Origin of the sequence: Paenibacillus sp. FSL E2-0190 (assembly GCF_037992965.1) — a bacterium.
Taxonomy (GTDB): domain Bacteria; phylum Bacillota; class Bacilli; order Paenibacillales; family Paenibacillaceae; genus Paenibacillus_AQ; species Paenibacillus_AQ odorifer.
Genome location: NZ_CP150306.1, coordinates 4,271,449 through 4,293,988 on the forward strand (window position 1 = coordinate 4,271,449; position 22,540 = coordinate 4,293,988).

Here is a 22,540-nt window from a genome sequence, read left to right on the forward strand (position 1 = left end):
GCAGTGAGAGGTTATCCACCTGCCAACCACCCTTTTCATTTAAGTTCTTGTATGTGTTAGTCGCTACTTAAGCAGTAGTTGTGTCTTCGCCTTGGTGAGCTTCAACAACAGCGTCTGCCATTTTACCAGTCAACAATTTAACAGCGCGGATAGCGTCGTCGTTACCTGGAATTACGTAGTCGATTTCGTCTGGATCACAGTTAGTATCAACGATAGCTACGATTGGAATACCCAATTTGCGAGCTTCTGCAACTGCAATACGCTCTTTACGCGGGTCAATGATGAACAGCGCGCTTGGAAGACCTTTCATGTTCTTGATACCGCCCAAGAATTTTTCAAGACGATCTTTCTCTTTGCGAAGAAGGATAACTTCTTTCTTAGGTAGTACTTCAAAAGTACCGTCTTCTTCCCAAGATTCCAATTTCTTCAAGCGATCAATACGCTTTTGGATAGTTTGGAAGTTGGTAAGAGTTCCGCCCAACCAACGTTGGTTAATGAAGAACATACCGGAACGTTCTGCTTCTTCTTTTACGGAATCTTGAGCTTGTTTCTTTGTTCCTACGAATAGGATTGTGCCGTTGTCACCAGCGACGCTTTTTACAAAGTTGTAAGCTTCCTCTACCTTTTTGACTGTTTTTTGCAAGTCAATAATGTAAATTCCGTTTCTTTCAGTGAAGATATAACGATCCATCTTTGGGTTCCAACGACGAGTCTGGTGACCGAAGTGTACCCCAGCTTCTAGAAGCTGTTTCATGGAGATTACTGCCATCTTCACACACCTCCTAAGTTTGGTTTATTGTGTGTCTCCTCCGCCATGCGTCATCTTTCAGCAAGACTTTCTTCAGAAGAAAGCACCCCTTGTCGAAATCAACCGGCGTGTGTTTTAACACCGTCAATTACTATACCATATTATCTCAGTGTATGCAACGATCACTTTAAAGTTATTAATTTCTCTATTATCGAGTCAATACTTTCTCCCTTATTAAAGCTATAAGAACCGGATTGAATTTTGGTATTAATCTTACGTTTGTTTGCAGCCTCTAGAAAAGTAGACTTATCTTTAATGACACCAGCCTTCGCTAAAATATCTGTTGTTGCGGTCAATGTGCTGCCAGATGGAATTCGAACAGAAACACTAGCATTTGCTGTGACTTTAGGCGTTACAGGAGCTACAGCGGTTGGAGCGGCACTGGCCTTTGGAGTGACCTTTGGTTGCTCAACCTTCCCGTCAGTAGGCGTAGATGGCTTGTTCGGGGCAATGGCTTTATCAGAGCTCTCAGGCGTTGTAGGTGACACTGCCGGCGTGGGGGAGGCTGCAGCAGCCGGCGCAGAGGGGCTGACGTTCTCCTTGCTTTCTGCTGTCGGCCCCCCGGTCTCTGTGACTTCCTCTTTATTATCATTCTCAGTTTCCCCTGAGGAAGGTACTGCAGCTTCATCGATGACTTTCATATTCAGTTTCTCCGCACCCTGTAGAACTTGTTCTTTGGTAAGTGGAGCCGCTCCACCGGAGATCATTAATTGAAGTAATAAAGCGCCAGTAATTAGTCCTGTGCCTAGCCCGAACAAGAATGAACGGTTCTTAATCATACCGATTCCTCCTGTTTGGCAAGTTGCAGAATCAGTTGCACTTCCCCTCGCTGAAGTCCAGCTGTCTTGGCAATGGAATCTATCGATTTGCCCTGCTCATGCAGTTCAAACAATCTTGGGTAACGTAATTTTATCGAACTAATAGGTTTCGCTTTCACATCTGGCGACACTGAACTCATCTCTGCTGGGAGAGACGGATCTTCGTTTACACCAACTTTAACCTTCGAACCTTGTTCAACCGACACTGCAAGTTCTTTCAAACTCTTTTCTTCCTCGGCCACTCGTGCTTCTAGCTTTAAAGAGCTGTTCTGCAACTCTACCACTTGACTCTGTAATTCATTAACCTGTCCCTGCAGTACATTATGATTAGTTTGCGATTGTTGTTTAATACTACTAACTAATTGTACCAGTTCCTCATTCTCGCGCTCTATGTCTGCCATATATAGCTCAAGCGCAGCCTCTGTATCTTTGAGGCTTTGCTGATTAGCTTTTCCTTCCTTTACACGTGCGGGAAGTAAAAGGGCATAAAGAATAGCGGCGACACCTACTAGCACAATATAAACCCATGGTTGCAAGTGCCTTATCTCCTTTTACATATCAGATGTAGATTCATGTAGATTCTTATTAAAGACTTAGATCAATGCGTTGGCCTTTGTAAGGATGCTCAGCATCACGGGTTGCAGGCGGGTTCGAATGTTTATCTGACGAAGAATTGCCACCTGAATGCTGATTGCCTTTTCCACCGCCATCCCGTAAAGCTGATTCAGAAGACTCATCCACTTCAGTGCTCCGCATGGCCAATTCCTGACTTTGTTTTACATTTTGCCCAGCCAATTGATGTTGGTCGATAGCAGGACGTTGCTGAGATTCATTCTGAAGCTTGCCCGCCTCCGTGGTGCGAGGCAAAGCAATTTGCAGTTCCACCGGTTTTAGGCTCATCTTAACCCTTCTCTCACAAGTAATGGCCGGCCGCAAATGCTGCCCGCCCGATTAATTGTACGGCGTTAAAGATATATCCCCATCACTGTAAATAAACACAACCCGCTCCGTAGCATCCTTAACAAATCGGGTATATCTGCCGATCATGATCTTTGAACCGCCATAAATGGTTTTGATAACCTCAACTCTCGCTCTACCTGTATCTTCTAACATTCTTTCTATCTCTAGCACCCGTTCTTTAATTCTTTTTTCTTCACGTTGATGGGATTGTTTAGTAGCATTTAATTTGACGCGAAGCGCCACTTTATCCGCAGGGAGCTGACCGTTAGTAGCCAATTGATTTAATAGATACAAAGCTTTAGAGGTTTTATCCTCGTTCTCCAGCAGCTGCCGCAGCTCTTGACGAAGTTCGTTAATCTCATTTCTAAGCTCTGGAACCACGCCTACCTCAATCACAGTCGCAGTGGACATGGTGTTACCTATAGTTCTTGCTACAACTCTTTCTCCAGACTGAACGATTCCACCCACAATTAAACCTTTAGAGCCGTTACAGATAACATCTCTACCAGCACGTATATTGGAGTGCATAATACTCTGAGAGACAATTACATCTTCCCCAGCGGTTACGTTTCCATCTTGAATGAAAGAAACCTTCACACTTTTTCCAGCGGTAACTTGGCCTTTGTTATATCCGATAATTCCACCAGTAATTTCAATGGAGCCCCCAGAGATTAACTCTGCACCTTCAACGCCGCCTACAACCCGAATATCACCGGCAGACTTTACCGTAAAGCCTGAAAGGACATTCCCACGTATGACGACTGTACCTACAAAATCAATATTTCCAGTGCCGTAATCGACATCACCATTCACTTCATATACAGGAAACACATTGATTTTCCCGTTATCAGTTAACGTGACCAGTCCATCAATCGCTGCGTACATCGAAGTGCCATCGTTATCAATGAGTACATTTTTCCCGATTTTAAAATGAGCTTCCTTTCCAGCCTTGAAAGCAAGCTCATCACCAGTTACAGTCATCCCTAACTTTCCAGGCTGGGCAGGGATAATTTTAGCTATTAACTTTCCTTTAAGCACATTACGAAGCCGGACCAAGTCCTTGTAGTCGACCTTACCATCCGCTTTCTCAAGCGGTTTGCGGTCCTCTTCCAGATCAACTGTAAGCATAACTCGTCCATCTGTGCCATGCACAGCAGGATAACCTGCAGCAATCGGAACTTTACTCCAAAAAAACTCCTCAGGATGACTACTAATACGTTCGACAACATCACTCTTGATACCGTAGCGAATATTGTGACTGTGCAGGAAGGCTTCCAGTTCTGTAGATGAGCAGGAAAAATTCTCATCCTTTTTGGAGAACTGCAAATACGCGATTCCTTTGTCCTCCGAAAAAGTTATACTCAAGTACTGATTCAAAGCATATTGACCGATCAAATTTTGCTCCCCCTTGTCACCGCTAACGGTTAATCGTTCTGCATAAGGAGATCACGGTTCTTCTCGAGCGTTCCCCTCAGCCGCAAAATAGCTTTGGAATGCAACTGCGAAATTCTTGAAGGAGATAACGACATGACCTCAGCAATCTCACTTAAAGATAAATCTTCATAATATAAAAGGGACACAACGGTCCTTTCTTTCACCGTTAATTTCTCAATACCTTTGGTGAGCGCTTCGCGCAAGTAGAATTCATTTACCTTGCTATCCGGATTCTTAGCTTTATCGTCCACCAGTATGGACATTCGGGTCTCTGATTCCTCTTCACGAATCGGGTCTTCCAGTGAACAAAGTGACATCACAGCCACATCCTGCAACATATTTTGAAATTCCAGTTCACTAATATTAAGGTATTGGCTCATTTCCTCGTCACTAACTGACCTTAAGTGCTTCTGCTCCAGCTGCTGATAAGCGTCCTCAATTTTTTTAGCTTTTTCCCTAACGGATCTAGGTACCCAATCACTTTGGCGTAATGAATCTAATATCGCACCACGCACACGCCAGGACGCATAGGTCTGAAACTGCAATCCTCGTTTGTAGTCGAATTTCTCAATCGCATCAATTAGTCCCATAACCCCATTACTGGCTAAATCATCTTTGGATACATTTTTGGGTAATCCCACAGCCAAACGACTGGATACATAATCAACAATATGGAGATAACTCTCTATCAGCTTCTTTTTGGCATCAGGGTCTCTGTGTTCTTTCCACTGTTCCCATAGCTCGTCAGTTTCCAATTGAGAAGCTTTACGCTCGTTCAATAGCTTTCACCCTTCCCAAAGTTTAGTCAGCGAGCATTCGCGGCGAAATGTACCTTCCAATAAGATCACCGATTCCGCCTCAGCCCTCACTTATTCTTCTTTCAGGTGACGAACGGCCTTGGCCAATTCTTCAGGATCCTTCATCGAAACTAGCTTAGGAGGTGTAAGAGGCTTAAATCCCTCGCTATTTTCGTTTCCTTGTCCTGGCTTCGGTTTTAGTAGATTGATTAATTCTTCATCCTCATTAGGCGTGCTGATATCCAGCTTCGCCCCAAGTTCTTCACCACCAGTATCCACTTCATCCGGAGGCGATGTTTGAATCATAATAAAACCCAATACCCATCTTACGAGGAAAGCAAGCAGAAACCAGATGATAAATGCAATTAGGCTTCTTAATAAACTAGTACCCAATACATTGTTACTGTAGGTTACAAAAAAGGTAAATATGAAACCTACCAAACCCGACACCAAGTTTATCAAAATGTTTCCAATCATATTCATAATTATAGTTCCTTAGAGCCTTTTTGCACACTGCGAATAAACAATATACCAGTGTTGCAGGCTATTTCTATCGTACGGCCATAATTGCCGCCTGTGTCTTCTGCGATTAATGGAATTTTTAAATTTTCAAGTGCTAGTTTACAAGATTCAACATTACGAGGCCCGATCCTCATGGTGTCGCTCCCCCCGGCAAAGGCAAACATTTGTGAACCTCCGGCCATCTTGGCTACGATCCGGCTCCGAACCGCCCCAAGCTCTAGCAGACGGGATAAGAGCTCCGGCACTGCAGTATCTGCAAACTTAGCGATGTTTAACTGCCCTTCCCTAGCAATCTCAGATGATGGGAGCATTACATGCGCCATCCCTGCAAGCTTTTTTCCAGGGTCAAACAATGTTAATCCCACGCAGGAGCCAAGACCTGTGGTACGAATTAAACTGTCTTGGCTACCCACGTTAAGATCCGCCATCCCTACTTTAATAATGCTTTGTTCTTCAATCATTTTCAAAAGGAACTCCTAGCGATTTGAAGATTTTCGGGAATGATTCCGGATCGGGAATAAGGAAAAATTGCCCTTCAATTTCGTTTTTCCCTTCGAAGAAGGTAGTGTCGATCAACAATGCATCGTCCCCCATCTGCCCGAATTGCAGCAGACCGTAGCTAAGGATAGCGCCAGCCATGTCCATAGCAAGGGCCGGCACCGTTGGATACATAGAAAGTGCGGTGAAATCTGCTAGAGAAGAAAGATACGATCCTGCCAAAATATTGCCAATTTCGCTTAGTGCAGAGAGCTCCATTTCTCCAAGCTCTTCATTACTCGATAGCTCAATGCCCGCAATACGACTAAGCAAGTTCATAGCCGCTTCTGGTGACAGAATGAAAAACAGGTTACCTGGAGCTTCACCCTCCACACGTAGAAACACCGCATATACAAGTTCTTCGGCTCCGCCAACTTTATCTGTTATTTCTTCAAAGTTAAGGAGCTGTACCTTAGGAACAGCCATATCTATCGGCTTATTCAAGAGCTGTGATAATGCGGTGGCTGCATTTCCAGCTCCAATGTTCCCAACTTCCTTAAGCACATCCATTTTGAAATCCTTATAGTGCTTAAATAGTTCCACAGGTTAGCCCTCTAGGCTTTCTAATTGAACGATTTCGCTTTTGTTAAGCACTTCTGACAAGTTAAGCATAATCAGTAAGCGCTCGTCTCCAATCTTGGCCACCCCATCCAAATACTTTGCCTTGATGCCGCCAACAACATCAGGAGGTGTATCAATAGAATCTCTGTTCAAATCTATAACATCATTTGCAGAGTCTACAATGAAGCCTACTTCCATTTCATTAACAGACACGATGATGATTCTTGTCTGATCGGTGTGTTCAGCCTCTTCGATGCCGAAACGGCCCCGTAGATCAATTACAGGAATAACAACCCCACGTAAATTAATTACACCTTTGATAAATGAATAGGTCTTAGGTACACGAGTAATGGGCATCATGCGCTCAATAGTTTGTACCTTTTCAACTTCAATTCCATATTCCTCTACGCCTAATTTAAACACTATCACTTTAATATCTTCAGCCATGGAATGAACCTCCCTGTTCTATCCTAGTTATTTAATAAAAGCGTTCGGATCAATAATAAGTGCTACTTGACCATCACCAAGAATGGTTGCGCCAGATATTCCTTGTACATCAGGCAAATATTTACCCAGATTCTTAATCACAACCTCGTTCTGGCCAATAAAATCCTGTACTGCTAAGGCAACTAATCTTTCTCCCTTGCGCACCACTACGATTTCTGTTTCTTCTTCGGTACTCTCATCATAATCTGGTACTGAAAAGAGACGACTTAGCGAAACCAGAGGAATATGCGAATCACGGAATTCTACCATTTTATTGCCATGGATTGTACGGATCTGAGATTGCTTCACGATTCCGGTTTCCACTATAGAGGTCAAAGGAATGGCATACTTCTCGGAACCTAATCGGATAAGCATTGCAGCAATGATTGATAGAGTTAAAGGCAGCTGCACTGAGAAATTTGTTCCTTTACCTGGAGCAGAATAAATCGTTACATTGCCGCCTAAAGAAGAAATCTTAGATTTCACTACATCCAGCCCTACCCCGCGGCCTGAAACATCAGAAATGACCTCTGCTGTACTGAAGCCTGGGGCAAATAACAACTGAAAAGCTTCATCGTCCGACATACTGGCTGCCTGCTCTTGTGTTATAACACCCTTCTTCACAGCAGATTTCAGAACCTTCTCCGGATAAATCCCTGTTCCATCTTCTTCGATCTCAATGAAGACGTGATTACCACTGTGGAAAGCCCGCAAATAGACCGTTCCGGTCTCAGGCTTACCAGCAGCAACACGATCCGCAATGGATTCGATACCATGGTCAACTGCATTACGCAATAAATGCACCAGCGGATCCCCGATTTCGTCAATGACCGTTCGGTCTAGCTCAGTTTCTGCTCCTGTGATGATAAGATCTACTTTTTTGTCTAGTGACTTGGCTAGATCACGAATCATACGTGGGAATCGGTTAAATACTGTATCTACTGGAACCATCCGCAGCTTCATTACAATATTCTGGAGATCTCCGCTTACCCGGCCCATATGCTCAACCGTTTCTGTAAGATCACCATTTTGAACCTCAGAAGCCAGCTGTTCCAATCGTACACGGTCGATAAGAAGTTCACTGAATAAATTCATCAACACGTCCAAACGTTCAATATCTACACGAATGGTACGTGATGGTGCCCCACCTGTTTTGTGAGCTGCCGGTTTGTTCCCTTCTTCTTTGGTTGGCAGGGGTTTAGCGGCAGAAGACGCAGGTGTAGCTGCTGGAGCCTCAGTAGTCGTGGCAGCCACTTCAGAGGCTGCTGCTGCTGTTTCTTGACCCAGCTGTTGCAGAGAGTCTTGATCCAATGCTACTGCCGATACCTTATCAATCTCAGACAGATTTAGTATCATAGCCTGAATTTGATCAGCACTTTTTTGAGTTATGTAATAGAGAGAGAAGCTTTGATCAAATTTCTCTTGTTCAATATCCTGAACGGATGGGAAGGATTTAACCACTTCACCTGAACGCTCCAAAAGATCAAACACCATATATGCACGTACTGCCTTAAGCTGACAATCCTTGCGAATGGTTACGTCCACATATAATACTTGATGTCCTTCTTGAATCGACTGTTCTAGAACAGAAAATTGAAACTCATCTAAATGAATCGGGGTTTCAACCGCTTGTGCAGCAGGTCCTGAGACAGAAGCTGCCTCACCACCCGCAACAGGAATCTCTCCCCGGACTATAGCCTGTAAGGAGGAGACGATAGACGAAACATCCGCTTTACCCTCGCCTCCTCCCGTAATATCCTCAACCATAGACTCCAAGGCATCCAAACTTTTGAACAACGTATCAAAAATGAAATCCTGCATGCGCAGTTTGTTGTTGCGTACCAAATCAAGAACATTTTCCATTTGGTGTGTGAGTGAAGCCAAATCTTCAAAGCCCATAGTTGCTGCCATACCTTTTAAGGTATGCGCAGAGCGGAATATTACCTGTACAATACTAATGTCCTCAGGATTCGCTTCCAGCCCCATCATGCTCTCGTTCAATGACTGCAGATGATCGTTCGACTCATCAATAAACATGGATAAATATTGGTTCATGTCCATCAGTGAGCACCTCCCCTTTGAGTTCGCTTTTCTGTTATTTAACAGCTTGCACCAGCCTTGGAGCAATTTCTTGCAAAGGCAGTACGTGCTGGACGCACTGTAATTCCACCGCAGATCGCGGCATTCCATATACGACACAAGTTTCTTCGCTTTCAGCAAAGGTTGAGGTTACCCCAGAGTCGTATAAGGATTTCATCATTCTTGCCCCATCACTACCCATCCCTGTCATTAGTAACAAATGACGTTCTAACGATGTGAGCGGCAGCAATGATTCAAATAAAACATCCACAGAAGGTCGATGGCCATTACGTGCCTCCTCCTTTGTGAGTACAACCGCATATTGCCCTCTAGAGGATGGGACAACTTGTAAATGATAGCCTCCAGGTGCTATATAAGCAGTTCCTTTTTGCAATATCATCCCCTGCTCAGCTTCAATCACTTCTAGCGGGCTGAAGGTATTCAGTCGCTGGGCTAGTGATTTGGTAAAGTTAGGCGGCATATGCTGCACAATAACAATAGGCGCTGGAAAATCCGCAGGAATCTTCTCCAGAAATACCTTTAGAGCACGTGGTCCACCTGTAGAGCACCCCACGGCAACCAACTTTTGCAGATCATTACTCCCATACTTCCGGACCTGAGGATTTGCAGGAGCGTCAGAAGACACTTCCACTTTAGGTTTAAGCAACGGTTTTGGTGGGGTAGCGTTATTCTCTACTCTTGACCTTGCATTACTCTTTTCTGATAAAGGTGGTGGAGTAGAGATTAATGGTTTTGCTGCTCTTTTAGGAACAGTATGATCTAACGGCTGCTTCACCCGCGGTTTTTTGGTCACTTCATTTTTGAGTGAAGCTTTAGGTTCTACCTTGTGTTTGCCGGGCATCACTCTCGGTACAGTTGGCGGTGCGACTTCTACTGGCGGTATGTCTGGCAACTTAAATGCAGAAGCACGTGCTTCGCGCTGCTCCCGGGCCATCATAGCCTCTTTCATTTGTTCCCTTAAGGATTCTCCTACTCCCATGATATCCTGAGAGTTGGTAATCGAAGGTTTACGAATAAAGTCAAAAGCGCCCCATTCCAGTGCAAGAATGGTTTCCTTCATGCCCTCTTCATTGATCCCTGACAGCATAATCACTGGCAGAGGGTCTGAGGCCATTATTATTTTCAGCGCTTCCAGGCCGTTCATTTCTGGCATTTCTACATCCATAGTAACCAGATCTGGACGAAGCTCATTGATTTTTTCGATAGCCTCACGACCGTTTTTTGCTGTTGCCGTCACCTGAAAGTCAGCGTCATTTTCAATTAAATCGGAAATGATCTTGCGCATAAATGCCGAATCATCAACAACCAATACTTTATATGGCTTCATATCATTTCCACCTCTGTCCCAAATTCAGAACAACTATTTACTTCGCTTTAACCATTTATGGATAAAGCCTTTAATCCCTTGGACTTTTGTGGTCTTTTTAGAATCAATGGTCAAATAACTTAGGGCAAGCCGATGTATATCCTTTGCAGCAATACTGTTTGGAAAAGCCAATGTGAAAGGCGTTTGCCTTTTGACAGCCTGCACTACATGGGCATCTGAGCTTATATGACCAAGATAAGAAATATCTAATTGCAAAAAACGACTGGCGGCCATTCGGATCTTGTCGCTTGTCGCTATGGCTTCCCTTTCATCACCTGCCTGGTTCACAATCAATTTAAAGGAAGTCTCAGGATAGGAACGATTCACAACCTTCATTAATGCGTATGCATCTGTGATAGCTGTTGGTTCTGGTGTAGTAACGACTAAGCAATCGTCGGCAGAAGTTATAAACTTCATCGTTTCCTTAGATAATCCAGCACCTGTATCGAACAAAATATAATCCATGCTGTCCGCGATAAGTGCTATCTGATTTGTGAAATAATCAAGATCAGACTCTGAAAGAGTAAATAGCTCATCCATTCCAGAGCCACCTGCTATAAAAGGGAGCGAATTCGGACCGTATTGAATAATCTGCTCGATATCCGCTTCTCTTTTTAACAAATGATAAAGATTATATCTCGCCGATACGCCCATCAACACATCTATATTAGCCATGCCGATATCTGCATCGAACAGCAAAACCCGTTTGCCCATAGCCTTTAAAGTTAGAGCGAAGTTAAGTGTAAAATTCGACTTACCAACGCCCCCTTTACCACTACACACCGTAATGATCCTGGCGGATGATCCCCCTCTTACAGCTACTTTAGAATCCTGACTGGATACAAGCTGTCTTAAGGATTGTGCCTGATCCATCATGTTTCACCTGTTCCAAGAAGCAACTCACTAAGCTGTCCTTTGGTAGCCATAAGCAGATCATCAGGTACATTTTGACCATCGGTCATATAAGACAAGGTAAGTGGGAAGTCATTCAGGACATTAAAGAGCGGGCCGTAACTCCCCGTCTCATCCAGCTTTGTGAAAATAACCTTATCCAGTCTATATCTGCCGAAATGCTCTGCAATAAGTTTCATATCACGGCTTTTGGAGGTCAGGCTAAGCACAAGATAGGTTTCACTTCTCAATTCCTTCGCAAGCAAGCTTTGCAGTTCTGCTACTAGCATATCATTGCGATAATTTCGGCCAGCTGTATCCATTAATACTAGATCACAACTCTCCAAGCGAAAGAGTGCTCTTTGCAAATCTCCTGGCGATTGGACAACCTCCAGTGGAACATTGAGGATAGCAGCATAGGTTCGCAACTGTTCAACAGCTGAGATTCTATACGTATCGGAGGTGATAAAACCTACCTTGCGTCCGTGCTTAAATAGCTGTTCTGCCGCAAGCTTAGCTATGGTTGTGGTCTTTCCAACTCCAGTGGGTCCGGCAATATATACAATTTGAGTATCCCGGGCAATTCCATCAGCAATTCGTCCCGTCAGGAAACCATCAATCTGTTCTTTAAGAGATCCCATAAATTTCTCAGGTCCCCAAGTACGCCCTTCATCTACCCAACGTTCCGAGATGTTACTGATCCATTCCTCAACAAGCACAGCATCCATTTCTTGCTCTAATAAAAGATCCCGTAGCTCCTGCAGACTGTCTGGCAGTTCTCTTCCACCTGAGGATTGTCTGGCAATTCGCTCCATCCAGAGCTTCATATCTCTAATCTCACGAAGAACATCATTTTCGAGAGCAGTGGCAACCTCTGGCGATTGTTCTAATCCTAATGATTCATACAACGCTGATACAGAAGGTGCATCTTCCAGATTTAATTCAGGAAGTTTTTGCTCAGGTACTGGCTCCGGATGCTTGGCTATCGATTCTTGTACATTGATAGCTTCCGATAAGGCTGCGGCAATCTCAGCAAACGTCCGTGACTCTTCTGGCTTTTCTAATGAAACAGAAGGTACGGAAGGTATAGAAGGTATAGTGGAAGCAGATGACGCTTTTTGATAAGCCTGTGGTACTGCACTCCGTGGAATGTTCATCGCTGGCGCAGCCGGCTTTTTTGGAACATTATTCTTCTCTGCCTTTTCTACTGCTGCTACAACTTCTATTTTTTTCTTCTTAAATAACCCTAAAAATCCGCCGATTTTGATTTCCTTTGTACTTAAAATGACGGCCTCGCTCCCAAGCTCGTTGCGAATGGAAAGCATGGCGTCAGGCATCGAATCGACCACGTAACGCTTCACTCTCATAAATTCACCACTCCGACGCTTTGTATTTCAATGTTAGGCTCTAGCTCGCTATAAGACAGTACAGGAATGTCCTGCATCGTTCGTTCAATCACCTGCCGCAAATACATACGAATGGTTGGTGATGTGAGCACTATTGGCTGTTGCCCTGTCTGCAGCAATCGATTGATCTGTTCACTTAACCGCTGATAGATCGTTTGTGTCGAAGTTGGATCTAGGGCCAAATAACTTCCCTGTTCAGATTGCTGCACACTCTCGGAAATTTTCTTTTCAAGATTAGGTCCAACTGTGATGACTTTCAGTGTCTCTCCTGCTTGTGAGAATTGCTGAGTAATCTGTCTGGACAAGGACTGACGAACATATTCAGTGAGAATATCCGGATCCTTGGTGTATGTCCCATAATCCGCCAATGTTTCAAAAATCGTAACCAAATCTCTGATCGATATCTTTTCACGAAGCAGCTTAGCAAGCACCTTCTGCACATCCCCAATCGCCAATACAGAAGGAATAAGATCGTCGACGAGCACTGGATAATTATCCCTAAGGTTGTCCACCAGCATCTTAGTTTCCTGTCTTCCTATCAGCTCATGTCCATGACGTTTGATTAACTCCGTCAGATGTGTTGCGACAACAGATGGAGGGTCTACTACAGTATAGCCGGACAATTCAGCCCGCTCTTTAACCGATTCATCAATCCATAATGCTGGAAGCCCAAAGGATGGTTCGATGGTCTCAATACCGTTTATAGATTCATCATCATATCCTGGACTCATTGCAAGGTAATGATTAAGTAATAATTCACCACCGCCGACTGTATTTCCTTTAATTTTTATGACATATTCATTCGGTTTTAGTTGAATATTGTCGCGAATGCGAATAACAGGTACTACAAGACCCATTTCTAGGGCACATTGCCGTCGAATCATGATGATACGATCTAACAGATCGCCTCCCTGACCTGTATCCGCCAAAGGAATAAGACCATAACCAAACTCGAATTCAATGGGATCAACTGACAGCAAATTAATGACACTTTCCGGACTTCGTACCTCTTCAATCTGCTTCTCTTCAACAAGTTGCTCTTCGGCAATCTGTTTCTTATTTAAATTTTGTCCCATACGGTAGGCTGCAAAAGCCAGCAATCCGGCCAATGGGAGCGTTGTAATCATATGTATGGGTGTAAAGAGTCCAAGAAAAGCTACCGTAACTGCGACAATATACAACAATTTCGGATAGGACAACAACTGTCCTGTCAGCTCTTCTGCAAGATTACCTTCCGAAGAAGCTCTAGTAACAATCAAGCCGGCTGCTGTCGAAATCAGCAAAGCTGGAATTTGACTGACGAGACCGTCCCCAATGGTCAATACAGAATAAGTGGATAACGCAGTAGCAAAGTCCATCCCGTGAACCATCATACCGATGATAAATCCACCGATGAGATTGATCAGCAAGATGATAATACTCGCAATCGCGTCTCCTTTAACGAATTTACTCGCACCGTCCATGGCTCCGAAAAAATCCGCTTCGCGTTCTACGTTACGACGACGCTCACGTGCCTGGGTTTCGTTAATCATGCCTGCGTTAAGATCGGCATCAATACTCATTTGCTTACCGGGCATCGCATCCAAGGTAAATCTAGCGCCTACCTCAGCTACGCGCTCTGAACCTTTGGTGATAACAATAAACTGAACTACTACCAGGATCAGAAACACGATAAATCCAACAGCAATTTGTCCGCCAGCGATCCAGCTACCGAAAGTAGATACCACTGAACCGGCATCTCCATAAGTCAGGATCAGTTTTGTAGTCGAGATGTTAAGTGACAGACGAAACAGTGTGGTTACTAGGAGCAATGAAGGGAAAATTGAAAATTCGAGTGCATTTTTCGTATTCATAGCAACCAGAATGATAATTAATGCGATTGAGATGTTAATAACAAGCAAAACGTCCAATAGCCAGGACGGGATAGGCAGAATCATCATAAGCACGATCCCGATGATGCCTAGCAAAACTGTTAAATCTTTAGCTTTCAATGTCCTAACCCCCCCGCCTTATCTCCTCTTACCTTTAAGCTTATATACATATGCCAGCACTTCAGCCACAGCCTGGAACAGATCATTTGGAACGACATCTCCAATCTCTGCCCTTTGGAATAATGCCCGTGCCAGCGGTTTGTTTTCCATAGTCACGACGCCGTGCTCTTTAGCCAGCTCCCGGATGCGAAGTGCTACATAATCCTGCCCTTTTGCTATAATCTGCGGCGCTTCCATCTTGGTACCGTCATATTTAAGCGCAACAGCAAAGTGCGTAGGATTCGTAATGATTACATCCGCATTTGGAACTTCCTGCATCATACGCTGCATGGCCATTCTACGTTGGCGTTCCCTGATCTTACCTTTGATTAGAGGGTCACCCTCCATTTTTTTGTATTCATCCTTGATATCCTGCTTGGACATTTTCAGGCTTTTTTCATGCTCGTACTTCTGATACATGTAGTCCAGAAAAGCCATAGCCAATAGGGCAGCCCCGATTTTCAAGCCAAGACTCATCGTCAGCTTGGCCGCAAATTTAAAAATCCCCTCCGCACTGATATGCGACAGGGATGCAAAGTTCTTCTTTTCTCCCCATAAAGTGCTATATACCAGATAAGCGATAATTAGAAGCTTAAATATGGATTTCAGGAACTCGACAAACGAACGCATGGAGAAAATATTTTTGAACCCTTTTATCGGATTAAGCTTGCTGAATTTAGGGGTGATCCCCTCTCCAGTGGTCATAAAGCCCACCTGCGCCAGATTGCTTACCAGCGCCATAACAAAAACTATTCCAAGTAATGGAGCTAGCAAAATCAGTATTTGTAGTCCATATTGATTAAATAGCAGCGTTATATTCTCAGGAGTAACCTCCAGTGTCATTTGATTCTGAAATACATCCATATATAGCTTCATGAAGCGCTCTTTCATAAAACCACCAAACATCATCAAGCTAACTACTGCTGATAACAATACAACTGCACCGGATAGCTCAGCACTTTTGGCTACTTGACCCTTTTTACGAGCATCTTGCCGTTTCTTCGGGGTTGCTTTTTCCGTCTTTTCACCGGCGAATTGTTGAAGATCCAGTCTATACCGCTTCGTCTTAGGCATAATACGCTCCCCTTACGGTCACCTACGGACTCTTCCCCATGAGATTCAATAAATTCTCCATGGATTCGAACATGATATCGAAGAGATTCTGAAACAGCACAGCCAGACCAGGCATCAGCACTAAAAGCAGTGCAAGACCTATAATGATTTTGAGCGGAACCCCAATAACAAATACATTATATTGCGGAGCCGTTCTCGCCAAGAAAGCAAGGCCAACATCAGTCAGAAACAGCGCAGTTACTAAAGGAGCCGACATTTGAAAAGCGAGTACAAAGGACTGAGCAAATGTTCGAACCAGAAACTCTGACAAACTACCGTCAATCATGCCTAGAAATAAATCATTATTCATAGGAACCCATTTATAACTGTACACAATAGCATCTAGCAGATGGTGATGACCATTCATGCTCAGAAACATTAGCAGGGCTATCATATATTTGAAATTACCAAGAATTGGTGCAGACGTTCCAGTCATAGGATCGATAACATTAGCAATACCGAAGCCAATCTGAATATCAATAAATGAACCTGCTGTCTGAATCGCCATAAACATCAAATATCCAACGAAACCTAGCAATAATCCTATTAATACCTCTCTGGCAATCAGCAAAATATAACTGAAATCCTGCGGGATCGTAAGCCCTGTTCCGTTAGCACTAAAGACAACCAATGCTACAAAAAAAGAAATGCCAATCTTAAAGGTTGTCGGGACCCCTTGTGAAGAAAATACAGGAACGACAACAAAAAAAGCGGTTATTCGACAAAAAATAAGCAAAAAGACGGGTAAACTTTGCAGTATGGTCTCCATGTTCATTGATTAACCAATATACATATAGAGATTACCCAAAATTTGGCTTGTAAAGTCAATCAGCTTCGTGATGATCCACGGACCAAATAGCAATAAAGCCAGTAGCACTGCGACGATTTTGGGAACAAACGCTAGCGTCTGTTCCTGAATCTGTGTCGTAGCCTGAAAAATACTGATTATTAGCCCTACCACCAGACCAAGAATCAGCATGGGTGCGCTGACTTCCAGCACTAAATATACGGCTTGGCTTGCTAGCCCGATTATAAACTCCGTACTCATCCCTCATGCCTCCTCTTTAGGTCAGGTGTTAAAACTAAGAAGTAGTGATTTAATGACTAAGTACCAGCCGTCTACCAGTACAAAGAGCATTATTTTAAAAGGTAATGAAATCATAACCGGGGGAAGCATCATCATCCCCATGGCCATCAGTGTGCTCGCCACAACAATATCAATAATCAGGAATGGTATGAAAATTAAGAAGCCCATTGTAAAAGCCTTTTTCAATTCGCCAATTGCAAAAGCTGGCACCATCACCGTCAGTGGAATATCACTGTATGTAGCCGGTTTAGTAGATCCGGTATAACCGGTGTATTTCATAAATAACAGAAGATCTTTGGTGTTCGTCTGTTTAAACATAAATTCTTTCATCGGATCAGCAGCTTTATCAAAAGCCTCAGTTTGGGTGATTGTCCCCTTCATATACGGCTGCAACGCATTTTCATTCACTGTGGCCAGCGTTGGTGACATAATGAACAGAGTCAGAAACAGAGCAAGTCCTACCAGCACCTGGTTCGGAGGCATTGCCTGAGTACCCAGCGAGGTTCTCACAAAACCTAATACGATTACAATTCTAGTAAAGCTAGTCATAAGAACCAGAAACGCCGGAGCAATACTCAGAACCGTAACAAGAAGAAGAATTGATATGGAACTGGTACCACTGCTTGAACCTTCATTACCGACCTGAATATTAACATTAGGTATAGGATCAGCATGTATCGGCGTCATCATAACCACACTGATAATACCGAACAGCAGAATAGCAAGAATTAGCTTCTTTTTCATATATTCCTCGACTCATCCTTAGTAACATCATCCCGAAGCAGCTCTTCCATTTTCTCTTTACGCTCTGGTGCAGAACGAAGCTTGGATTGCAAAGTCTCGTAAAAAGATGATGTTTCACTAAGTTCAATTTCCTGAGATGGAACCTCCCCACGCAGCTTTACCTTTACCTTGGCAATAAGCGGTGCGAGGAAATTATTCTGGTTAGAGGACTGATCCTCAAATGCCGCAATGATCAATGCTACCTCATCCGGATCGGTGACTTTATCCAAAATGGATATATTCTCACCAATCCCGATTAAGTAAAGACTGCTTCCCAGTTCGATAACCTGCATCGACTTATTAGGTCCAAGCCCAATTGCACCAAGCGTTCTTATGGAACGGTTGCTCATAAAGGTCTGATTACGTCGTCCAAGAAAACGAATTAGTACCACTATAAGTACAATGATTATCGCCAGGACAATAATAACTTTAAACAAATTCAGCAGGGTGTTACTGCTTCCGAGCGTTTCGGAATATAACATGACTTTATCCTACGCGCCCAACGTTTTGTTAATAGCTTCGATAACCCGGTCAGCTTGGAAAGGCTTCACGATAAAGTCTTTAGCTCCTGCTTGGATTGCATCGATAACCATAGCCTGCTGGCCCATGGCTGAACACATAATAACCTTTGCAGCCGGATCTACTTTTTTGATTTCTTTCAGGGCGGCGATTCCGTCCATCTCAGGCATAGTAATATCCATCGTGATGAGGTCCGGACGCAGTTCCTTGAATTTTTCTATCGCTTGAGAACCGTCCTGAGCTTCGCCCACTACTTCAAATCCGTTTTTCGACAAAATGTCACGGATCATCATTCTCATAAATGCTGCATCGTCCACGATTAGAATTCGGTTAGCCATTTTTACAAAATCCTCCCTAAGTATGCTTATTGTAATTTCTGAATTCGGTCCCACTGGCTGACGATATCCGTAACGCGTACGCCAAAGTTTTCGTCGATAACAACGACTTCACCTTTGGCAATAAGCTTGTTGTTAACCAAAATATCTACAGGCTCACCTGCGAGCTTGTCCAGCTCAATAATTGAGCCTTGTGACATTTCTAAAATATCTTTGATCTGCTTCTGGGTCCTTCCTAATTCTACGGTTACTCTAAGCGGTATGTCCATCAATAAATTTAAATTATTTTCATCAATATGACCAAAGGCCCCACCATTCAGATTTGCAAATTGCACAGGCTGTACATTTACATTGCGATTTGCCTCAGAATTAAGCGGTGGTGTCTGTCCATATGGCATCCCTTGCGGTGGCATACCGTATGGTGGCATCCCAGGCATTCCGTATGCTGGCATACCCGCTGGAGGATAATAATACCCGCCTTCTGGCATCCCTGGATACGGTGGCATACCCTGCGGTGGATATGGTGGTTGCGTTCCTCCTGCGGGCTGTGAGGGCGCCTGTTGCACCGGAGGTGCTGGAGGTGGTGTCTCAGCAGAATTAGTCACGGCAGGTGTTTCAGCCATTGTGACCGCTGCCTCCTCCTCTGCAGGACTAACATCACCAAGAAGCATGGATACCATATCTTTTGCGAACTGAACAGGCAAAAGCTGCATAATAGTAGAATCTATCAAATCACCAATTTTAAGCCGGAACGAAATACGAATTAGGGTCTCATCGTCTGGCAGACTGCCTACTCCTTCTCCGCTGGACATATTCAAAATGTCGATACCCGGAGGCGAGATATTAACAAAACGATTAAAAATCGTAGACATCGATGTAGCAGAAGAACCCATCATTTGATTCATAGCTTCTTGCACAGCGCTAATATGAATTTCATTCAACTCTTCATCCTTAGGTTCGCCAGCACCGCCAAGCATCAGATCGGCAATGACCTGCGCATCCCTAATCTTAATAACAAGTGAGTTAATGCCTTGAAACCCATCCACATATTGAACGTGAACAGCTACATGCGGTTTAGGAAAAGCGATTTCAAACTCCCCGCGTGTAATGATCGAAACTTGAGGGGTTGTAATATCTACTTTTTTCCCTAGTAAAGTGGAAAGTGCTGTTGCTGCACTGCCAAACGTTATATTACCAATTTCGCCCAAAGCATCCTGTTCAAACGGTGTTAGATAGTCATCTACCGTTTTCTCCGTAGGAGCTAATGAGCCCTCCGCAGATTGTCTCAGAAGGGCGTCGATTTCTTCTTGGGATAAATAATCTTTACTCGTCAAATTCTTCAACTCCTTCATTGACAATTTCGTCTATTTGCACGGCTACCCGATCTTTAACCATTCCGGGACTTCCGATGAACTTAAGCTTCTCCCCTACCTTAATCGACAGTCCAGAATCTACGTTTCTGTTGAGAGAAATCACGTCACCGACACTAAGCCCTAAGAATTCAGATATGGATAAGCTCGATTCTCCAAGTTCAGCAACAATCGGCAGCTTCGCTTTATGAACTCTAGCTCTAATGGCCAGTAGCTCATCTTCATCCCGCGTCTTCTTCTCTGTCACAAACCATTGGTGAACAGAAAGTCTGGACATGATAGGCTCTAGAACGACATGCGGTATACAAAGATTGATCATGCCTGTTGTGTCTCCAATTTTGGTACTTAGAGAGATTAATGCAATGGTCTCATTGGGCGATACAATCTGCATGAACTGCGGGTTCGTCTCAAGAGCTTCCATCCGCGGATGAATATCCAGCACCGTTTTCCAAGCCTCCTGCAGACTCTCAAAACATCTACTAAAGATACGCTCCATAATCGTTGTTTCGATCTCAGTTAGAGCATTAATCTTAGAAGGTGCAGTTCCAAAGCCTCCAAGCAACCTGTCCAGCATAGCAAAAGCAATGTTAGGATGAACTTCCATTACCATGCGGCCCTCTAAAGGTTCTGCTTCAAAAATGTTCAATATCGTCATTTTCGGTATGGAGCGAATAAATTCATCATAAGGGAGCTGCTCTACTTGAACGACATTAATCTGAACGAAGGTGCGCAATTGGGCTGAAAAATACGTTGTAAGATAACGGGCGAAATTGTCATGTATCCGTGTAAGACTGCGGATATGATCTTTGGAAAAGCGGACAGCCCGTTTAAAGTCATAAGAGCGGATTTTCTTCTGAGTTTCTTCCTTTTTAAGTTCATCGGCGTCCATCTCACCTGAAGAAAGTGCAGCAAGTAGAGCATCAATTTCGTTTTGTGATAGTACATCAACCAATTCAATCACCCCCCCATCAAAGAATTATCAGGAATAAAGCTACACAGAAGCCAAAAGGAATTTGGTGATTTCGATCTGAGTAATTTGGCCCTCAGTCAATGTCTTATTGATCAGATTAATAAGCTTACTGCTAAGCTGATCTTTTCCATTCGCTCCATTAAGGTCCTCAGGTTTGGTATCTGCAAGCGTCTTGATAATTATTGGTTTGATTTTGATCTCTTTTATTTTTTCGAATTCTTCCTTTGATTTCGCAGAACTCAGTTGGAAGGCGAAATCTACTTGAAGGATAAAATCGGGATCAGCAAGATTTGTTTTGATATCAATGATCTCTGCCGTCAATTCGACGATTTCATCTGCAGTTAAATGTTTTGTTTCCACATTTTGAACAGCAGCACTTACCTCGTTCGTATCTTTCGGAAAGATCCTGTCCATTAGTAAAAATGCGGCGACCACGATCAGAGTAATCGCTAGTAATATCGTGATGAGCCACGGCATCATCTTTTTCATGTTAGCTCCTCCATTGACTGGATTTTAATGGTGGCAGCATATGTGCCTATGTCCCTGTTATAATCCCGGATCTTCGTAATAACCTCATCGGCTTTTTCGAGAACGATCAGTCTTTTTCCGGTTACGAGCGTAATATATGTATCCGGGCTTTCTTCTACCATTTCGACCAGTAGGGCATTGATCCACATCGGTGTTCCATTTAATCTTGTTACCGATATCATAACAGGCCTCCTAACAAAATAGGGGGAGGAGTAACTCCCCCACGACTCCGCATGAACCATTTAAGAAAATATAGAATTTATTGATTAAATTAACGCTTCAGGTTTACTACTTCCTGCAGCACTTCATCAGAAGTTGTGATGATACGGGAATTCGCCTGGAATCCACGCTGTGATACGATCATTTCTGTAAATTCATTGGTAAGATCCACATTGGACATTTCCAGCTGTCCAGAGATGATTGCCCCGGTGCCATCTTCTGTATTGTTCGCTGTAGTCGGAACTAGTTCGCCTTCTGCATTCGCATTAAGTGTCATACGATACAGATTGCCTCCGATTTTCTCCAGACCAGATGGGTTAGTAACCTTGGCTACACCAATCTTCACCCCAGCTCCAGTCGTTCCATCTTCCATGGTCTGAACAATTGTTCCATCATTAGAGATAGAAAACGCCGTTACATCGTCACCTAATTGAATGATCCCACCGTCGGAATCTAAAACATGAAGTCCGTCAGCGGTAACCAGATTACGCGCAGCGTCAATGTGGAAATCTCCGGCGCGGGTCAAAAATGCAGTATCTTGATCCTCAGTAAGCTTAACCAGGAAAAAACCATCTCCATCGATACGTAAATCTGTTGGGTTGTTGGTGGTTTGAGCACTACCAGCCAAATGTAGGGTATCTATAGAAGCAATACTAACACCTAGTCCAACTTGTTTCGCATTTACCCCACCTTGACCATCCTCACCCGGTGCAGTAACACCAGAAACGGTTTGGCTCATAATATCCTTGAACATAACACGTCCGGATTTAAACCCGATAGTGTTTACGTTAGCAATATTATTACCGATTACATCAAGCTTAGTTTGAAAGCCTCTCATTCCTGAAACCCCTGAATACATTGATCTTAACATGTTTAATGTCCTCCCAGATTATAGAGTCC

The 22,540-nt window shown here is 43.7% G+C and carries 26 protein-coding genes; all 26 read right to left on the minus strand.

Annotation, left to right across the window (positions count from 1 at the left end; all coding sequences use genetic code 11):
- Positions 1-67: 67 nt before the first annotated feature.
- The 26 genes from rpsB to flgG all read right to left on the minus strand — a co-directional run bounded on the left by rpsB (position 68) and on the right by flgG (position 22,511).
- Positions 68-769, minus strand: a complete 702-nt coding sequence (gene rpsB, locus NST25_RS18745; protein ID WP_036688493.1) for a 30S ribosomal protein S2 — start codon at positions 767-769, stop codon at positions 68-70.
- A gap of 161 nt (positions 770-930) precedes the next feature.
- Positions 931-1,587, minus strand: coding sequence for an endolytic transglycosylase MltG (locus NST25_RS18750; protein WP_076307724.1), 657 nt, complete (start codon positions 1,585-1,587; stop codon positions 931-933).
- Positions 1,584-2,162 carry a hypothetical protein gene (locus NST25_RS18755; RefSeq protein WP_076127828.1) on the minus strand — a complete coding sequence of 193 codons (579 nt, stop codon included), beginning with the start codon at positions 2,160-2,162 and terminating at the stop codon, positions 1,584-1,586. The genes NST25_RS18750 and NST25_RS18755 overlap by 4 nt, the downstream gene beginning before the upstream one ends.
- Before the next feature lie 49 nt (positions 2,163-2,211).
- Entirely contained in the window at positions 2,212-2,526 is a 315-nt protein-coding gene (locus NST25_RS18760; protein WP_076127826.1) for a hypothetical protein, read from the minus strand.
- 51 nt (positions 2,527-2,577) lie between these two features.
- Positions 2,578-3,981: a FapA family protein gene (locus NST25_RS18765; RefSeq protein ID WP_036688497.1), complete on the minus strand. Its 1,404-nt coding sequence runs from the start codon at positions 3,979-3,981 to the stop codon at positions 2,578-2,580.
- A 29-nt stretch (positions 3,982-4,010) separates the two neighbouring features.
- Entirely contained in the window at positions 4,011-4,799 is a 789-nt protein-coding gene (locus tag NST25_RS18770; RefSeq protein WP_076127824.1) for a FliA/WhiG family RNA polymerase sigma factor, read from the minus strand.
- 90 nt (positions 4,800-4,889) lie between these two features.
- Positions 4,890-5,294 carry a hypothetical protein gene (locus tag NST25_RS18775; RefSeq protein ID WP_076127910.1) on the minus strand — a complete coding sequence of 135 codons (405 nt, stop codon included), beginning with the start codon at positions 5,292-5,294 and terminating at the stop codon, positions 4,890-4,892.
- Between the two features lie 8 nt (positions 5,295-5,302).
- The gene (locus NST25_RS18780; RefSeq protein ID WP_339187553.1) at positions 5,303-5,800 is read right to left on the minus strand and encodes a chemotaxis protein CheD; all 498 of its coding nucleotides are present in this window, start codon (positions 5,798-5,800) and stop codon (positions 5,303-5,305) included.
- Entirely contained in the window at positions 5,793-6,419 is a 627-nt protein-coding gene (locus tag NST25_RS18785; protein WP_076182646.1) for a chemotaxis protein CheC, read from the minus strand. Before NST25_RS18785 ends, NST25_RS18780 begins: the two co-directional genes overlap by 8 nt.
- 3 nt (positions 6,420-6,422) lie before the next feature.
- The gene (locus tag NST25_RS18790) at positions 6,423-6,884 is read right to left on the minus strand and encodes a chemotaxis protein CheW (protein WP_036688501.1); all 462 of its coding nucleotides are present in this window, start codon (positions 6,882-6,884) and stop codon (positions 6,423-6,425) included.
- A gap of 27 nt (positions 6,885-6,911) precedes the next feature.
- Entirely contained in the window at positions 6,912-8,984 is a 2,073-nt protein-coding gene (locus tag NST25_RS18795) for a chemotaxis protein CheA (protein ID WP_339187556.1), read from the minus strand.
- 34 nt (positions 8,985-9,018) lie between these two features.
- A complete protein-coding gene (locus tag NST25_RS18800) occupies positions 9,019-10,350 on the minus strand; it encodes a chemotaxis response regulator protein-glutamate methylesterase (protein ID WP_339187560.1) in 1,332 nt (443 codons plus the stop codon).
- A gap of 33 nt (positions 10,351-10,383) precedes the next feature.
- Positions 10,384-11,265: a MinD/ParA family protein gene (locus NST25_RS18805; RefSeq protein WP_076276206.1), complete on the minus strand. Its 882-nt coding sequence runs from the start codon at positions 11,263-11,265 to the stop codon at positions 10,384-10,386.
- Positions 11,262-12,647 carry a flagellar biosynthesis protein FlhF gene (flhF, locus tag NST25_RS18810; RefSeq protein ID WP_076182662.1) on the minus strand — a complete coding sequence of 462 codons (1,386 nt, stop codon included), beginning with the start codon at positions 12,645-12,647 and terminating at the stop codon, positions 11,262-11,264. The genes NST25_RS18805 and flhF overlap by 4 nt, the downstream gene beginning before the upstream one ends.
- Complete coding sequence (gene flhA / locus NST25_RS18815) at positions 12,644-14,677, minus strand: flagellar biosynthesis protein FlhA (RefSeq protein ID WP_076182665.1); 2,034 nt, start codon at positions 14,675-14,677, stop codon at positions 12,644-12,646. Before flhA ends, flhF begins: the two co-directional genes overlap by 4 nt.
- Positions 14,678-14,695: 18 nt before the next feature.
- Positions 14,696-15,790: a flagellar biosynthesis protein FlhB gene (gene flhB, locus NST25_RS18820; RefSeq protein ID WP_036688512.1), complete on the minus strand. Its 1,095-nt coding sequence runs from the start codon at positions 15,788-15,790 to the stop codon at positions 14,696-14,698.
- Positions 15,791-15,812: 22 nt separating this feature from the next.
- Positions 15,813-16,598 (minus strand): flagellar biosynthetic protein FliR, encoded by a 786-nt coding sequence (fliR, locus tag NST25_RS18825; RefSeq protein WP_036688514.1) that lies wholly within the window; start codon positions 16,596-16,598, stop codon positions 15,813-15,815.
- Positions 16,599-16,607: 9 nt separating this feature from the next.
- Positions 16,608-16,877 (minus strand): flagellar biosynthesis protein FliQ, encoded by a 270-nt coding sequence (gene fliQ, locus NST25_RS18830; protein ID WP_036688516.1) that lies wholly within the window; start codon positions 16,875-16,877, stop codon positions 16,608-16,610.
- A gap of 21 nt (positions 16,878-16,898) precedes the next feature.
- On the minus strand, positions 16,899-17,660 hold the full coding sequence (fliP, locus tag NST25_RS18835) for a flagellar type III secretion system pore protein FliP (protein ID WP_036688518.1): 762 nt from the start codon (positions 17,658-17,660) through the stop codon (positions 16,899-16,901).
- Positions 17,657-18,181, minus strand: a complete 525-nt coding sequence (locus tag NST25_RS18840; protein ID WP_036688521.1) for a flagellar biosynthetic protein FliO — start codon at positions 18,179-18,181, stop codon at positions 17,657-17,659. Before NST25_RS18840 ends, fliP begins: the two co-directional genes overlap by 4 nt.
- Before the next feature lie 9 nt (positions 18,182-18,190).
- Positions 18,191-18,556, minus strand: coding sequence for a response regulator (locus NST25_RS18845; protein WP_076127811.1), 366 nt, complete (start codon positions 18,554-18,556; stop codon positions 18,191-18,193).
- Between the two features lie 26 nt (positions 18,557-18,582).
- On the minus strand, positions 18,583-19,887 hold the full coding sequence (fliY, locus tag NST25_RS18850; RefSeq protein WP_076182668.1) for a flagellar motor switch phosphatase FliY: 1,305 nt from the start codon (positions 19,885-19,887) through the stop codon (positions 18,583-18,585).
- Entirely contained in the window at positions 19,877-20,875 is a 999-nt protein-coding gene (gene fliM / locus NST25_RS18855) for a flagellar motor switch protein FliM (RefSeq protein WP_036688529.1), read from the minus strand. Before fliM ends, fliY begins: the two co-directional genes overlap by 11 nt.
- 39 nt (positions 20,876-20,914) lie before the next feature.
- A complete protein-coding gene (locus NST25_RS18860) occupies positions 20,915-21,382 on the minus strand; it encodes a flagellar basal body-associated FliL family protein (RefSeq protein WP_076100380.1) in 468 nt (155 codons plus the stop codon).
- A complete protein-coding gene (locus NST25_RS18865; RefSeq protein WP_036688535.1) occupies positions 21,379-21,603 on the minus strand; it encodes a flagellar FlbD family protein in 225 nt (74 codons plus the stop codon). The genes NST25_RS18860 and NST25_RS18865 overlap by 4 nt, the downstream gene beginning before the upstream one ends.
- An 89-nt stretch (positions 21,604-21,692) precedes the next feature.
- On the minus strand, positions 21,693-22,511 hold the full coding sequence (gene flgG / locus NST25_RS18870; protein WP_036688538.1) for a flagellar basal body rod protein FlgG: 819 nt from the start codon (positions 22,509-22,511) through the stop codon (positions 21,693-21,695).
- Positions 22,512-22,540 lie beyond the last annotated feature (29 nt).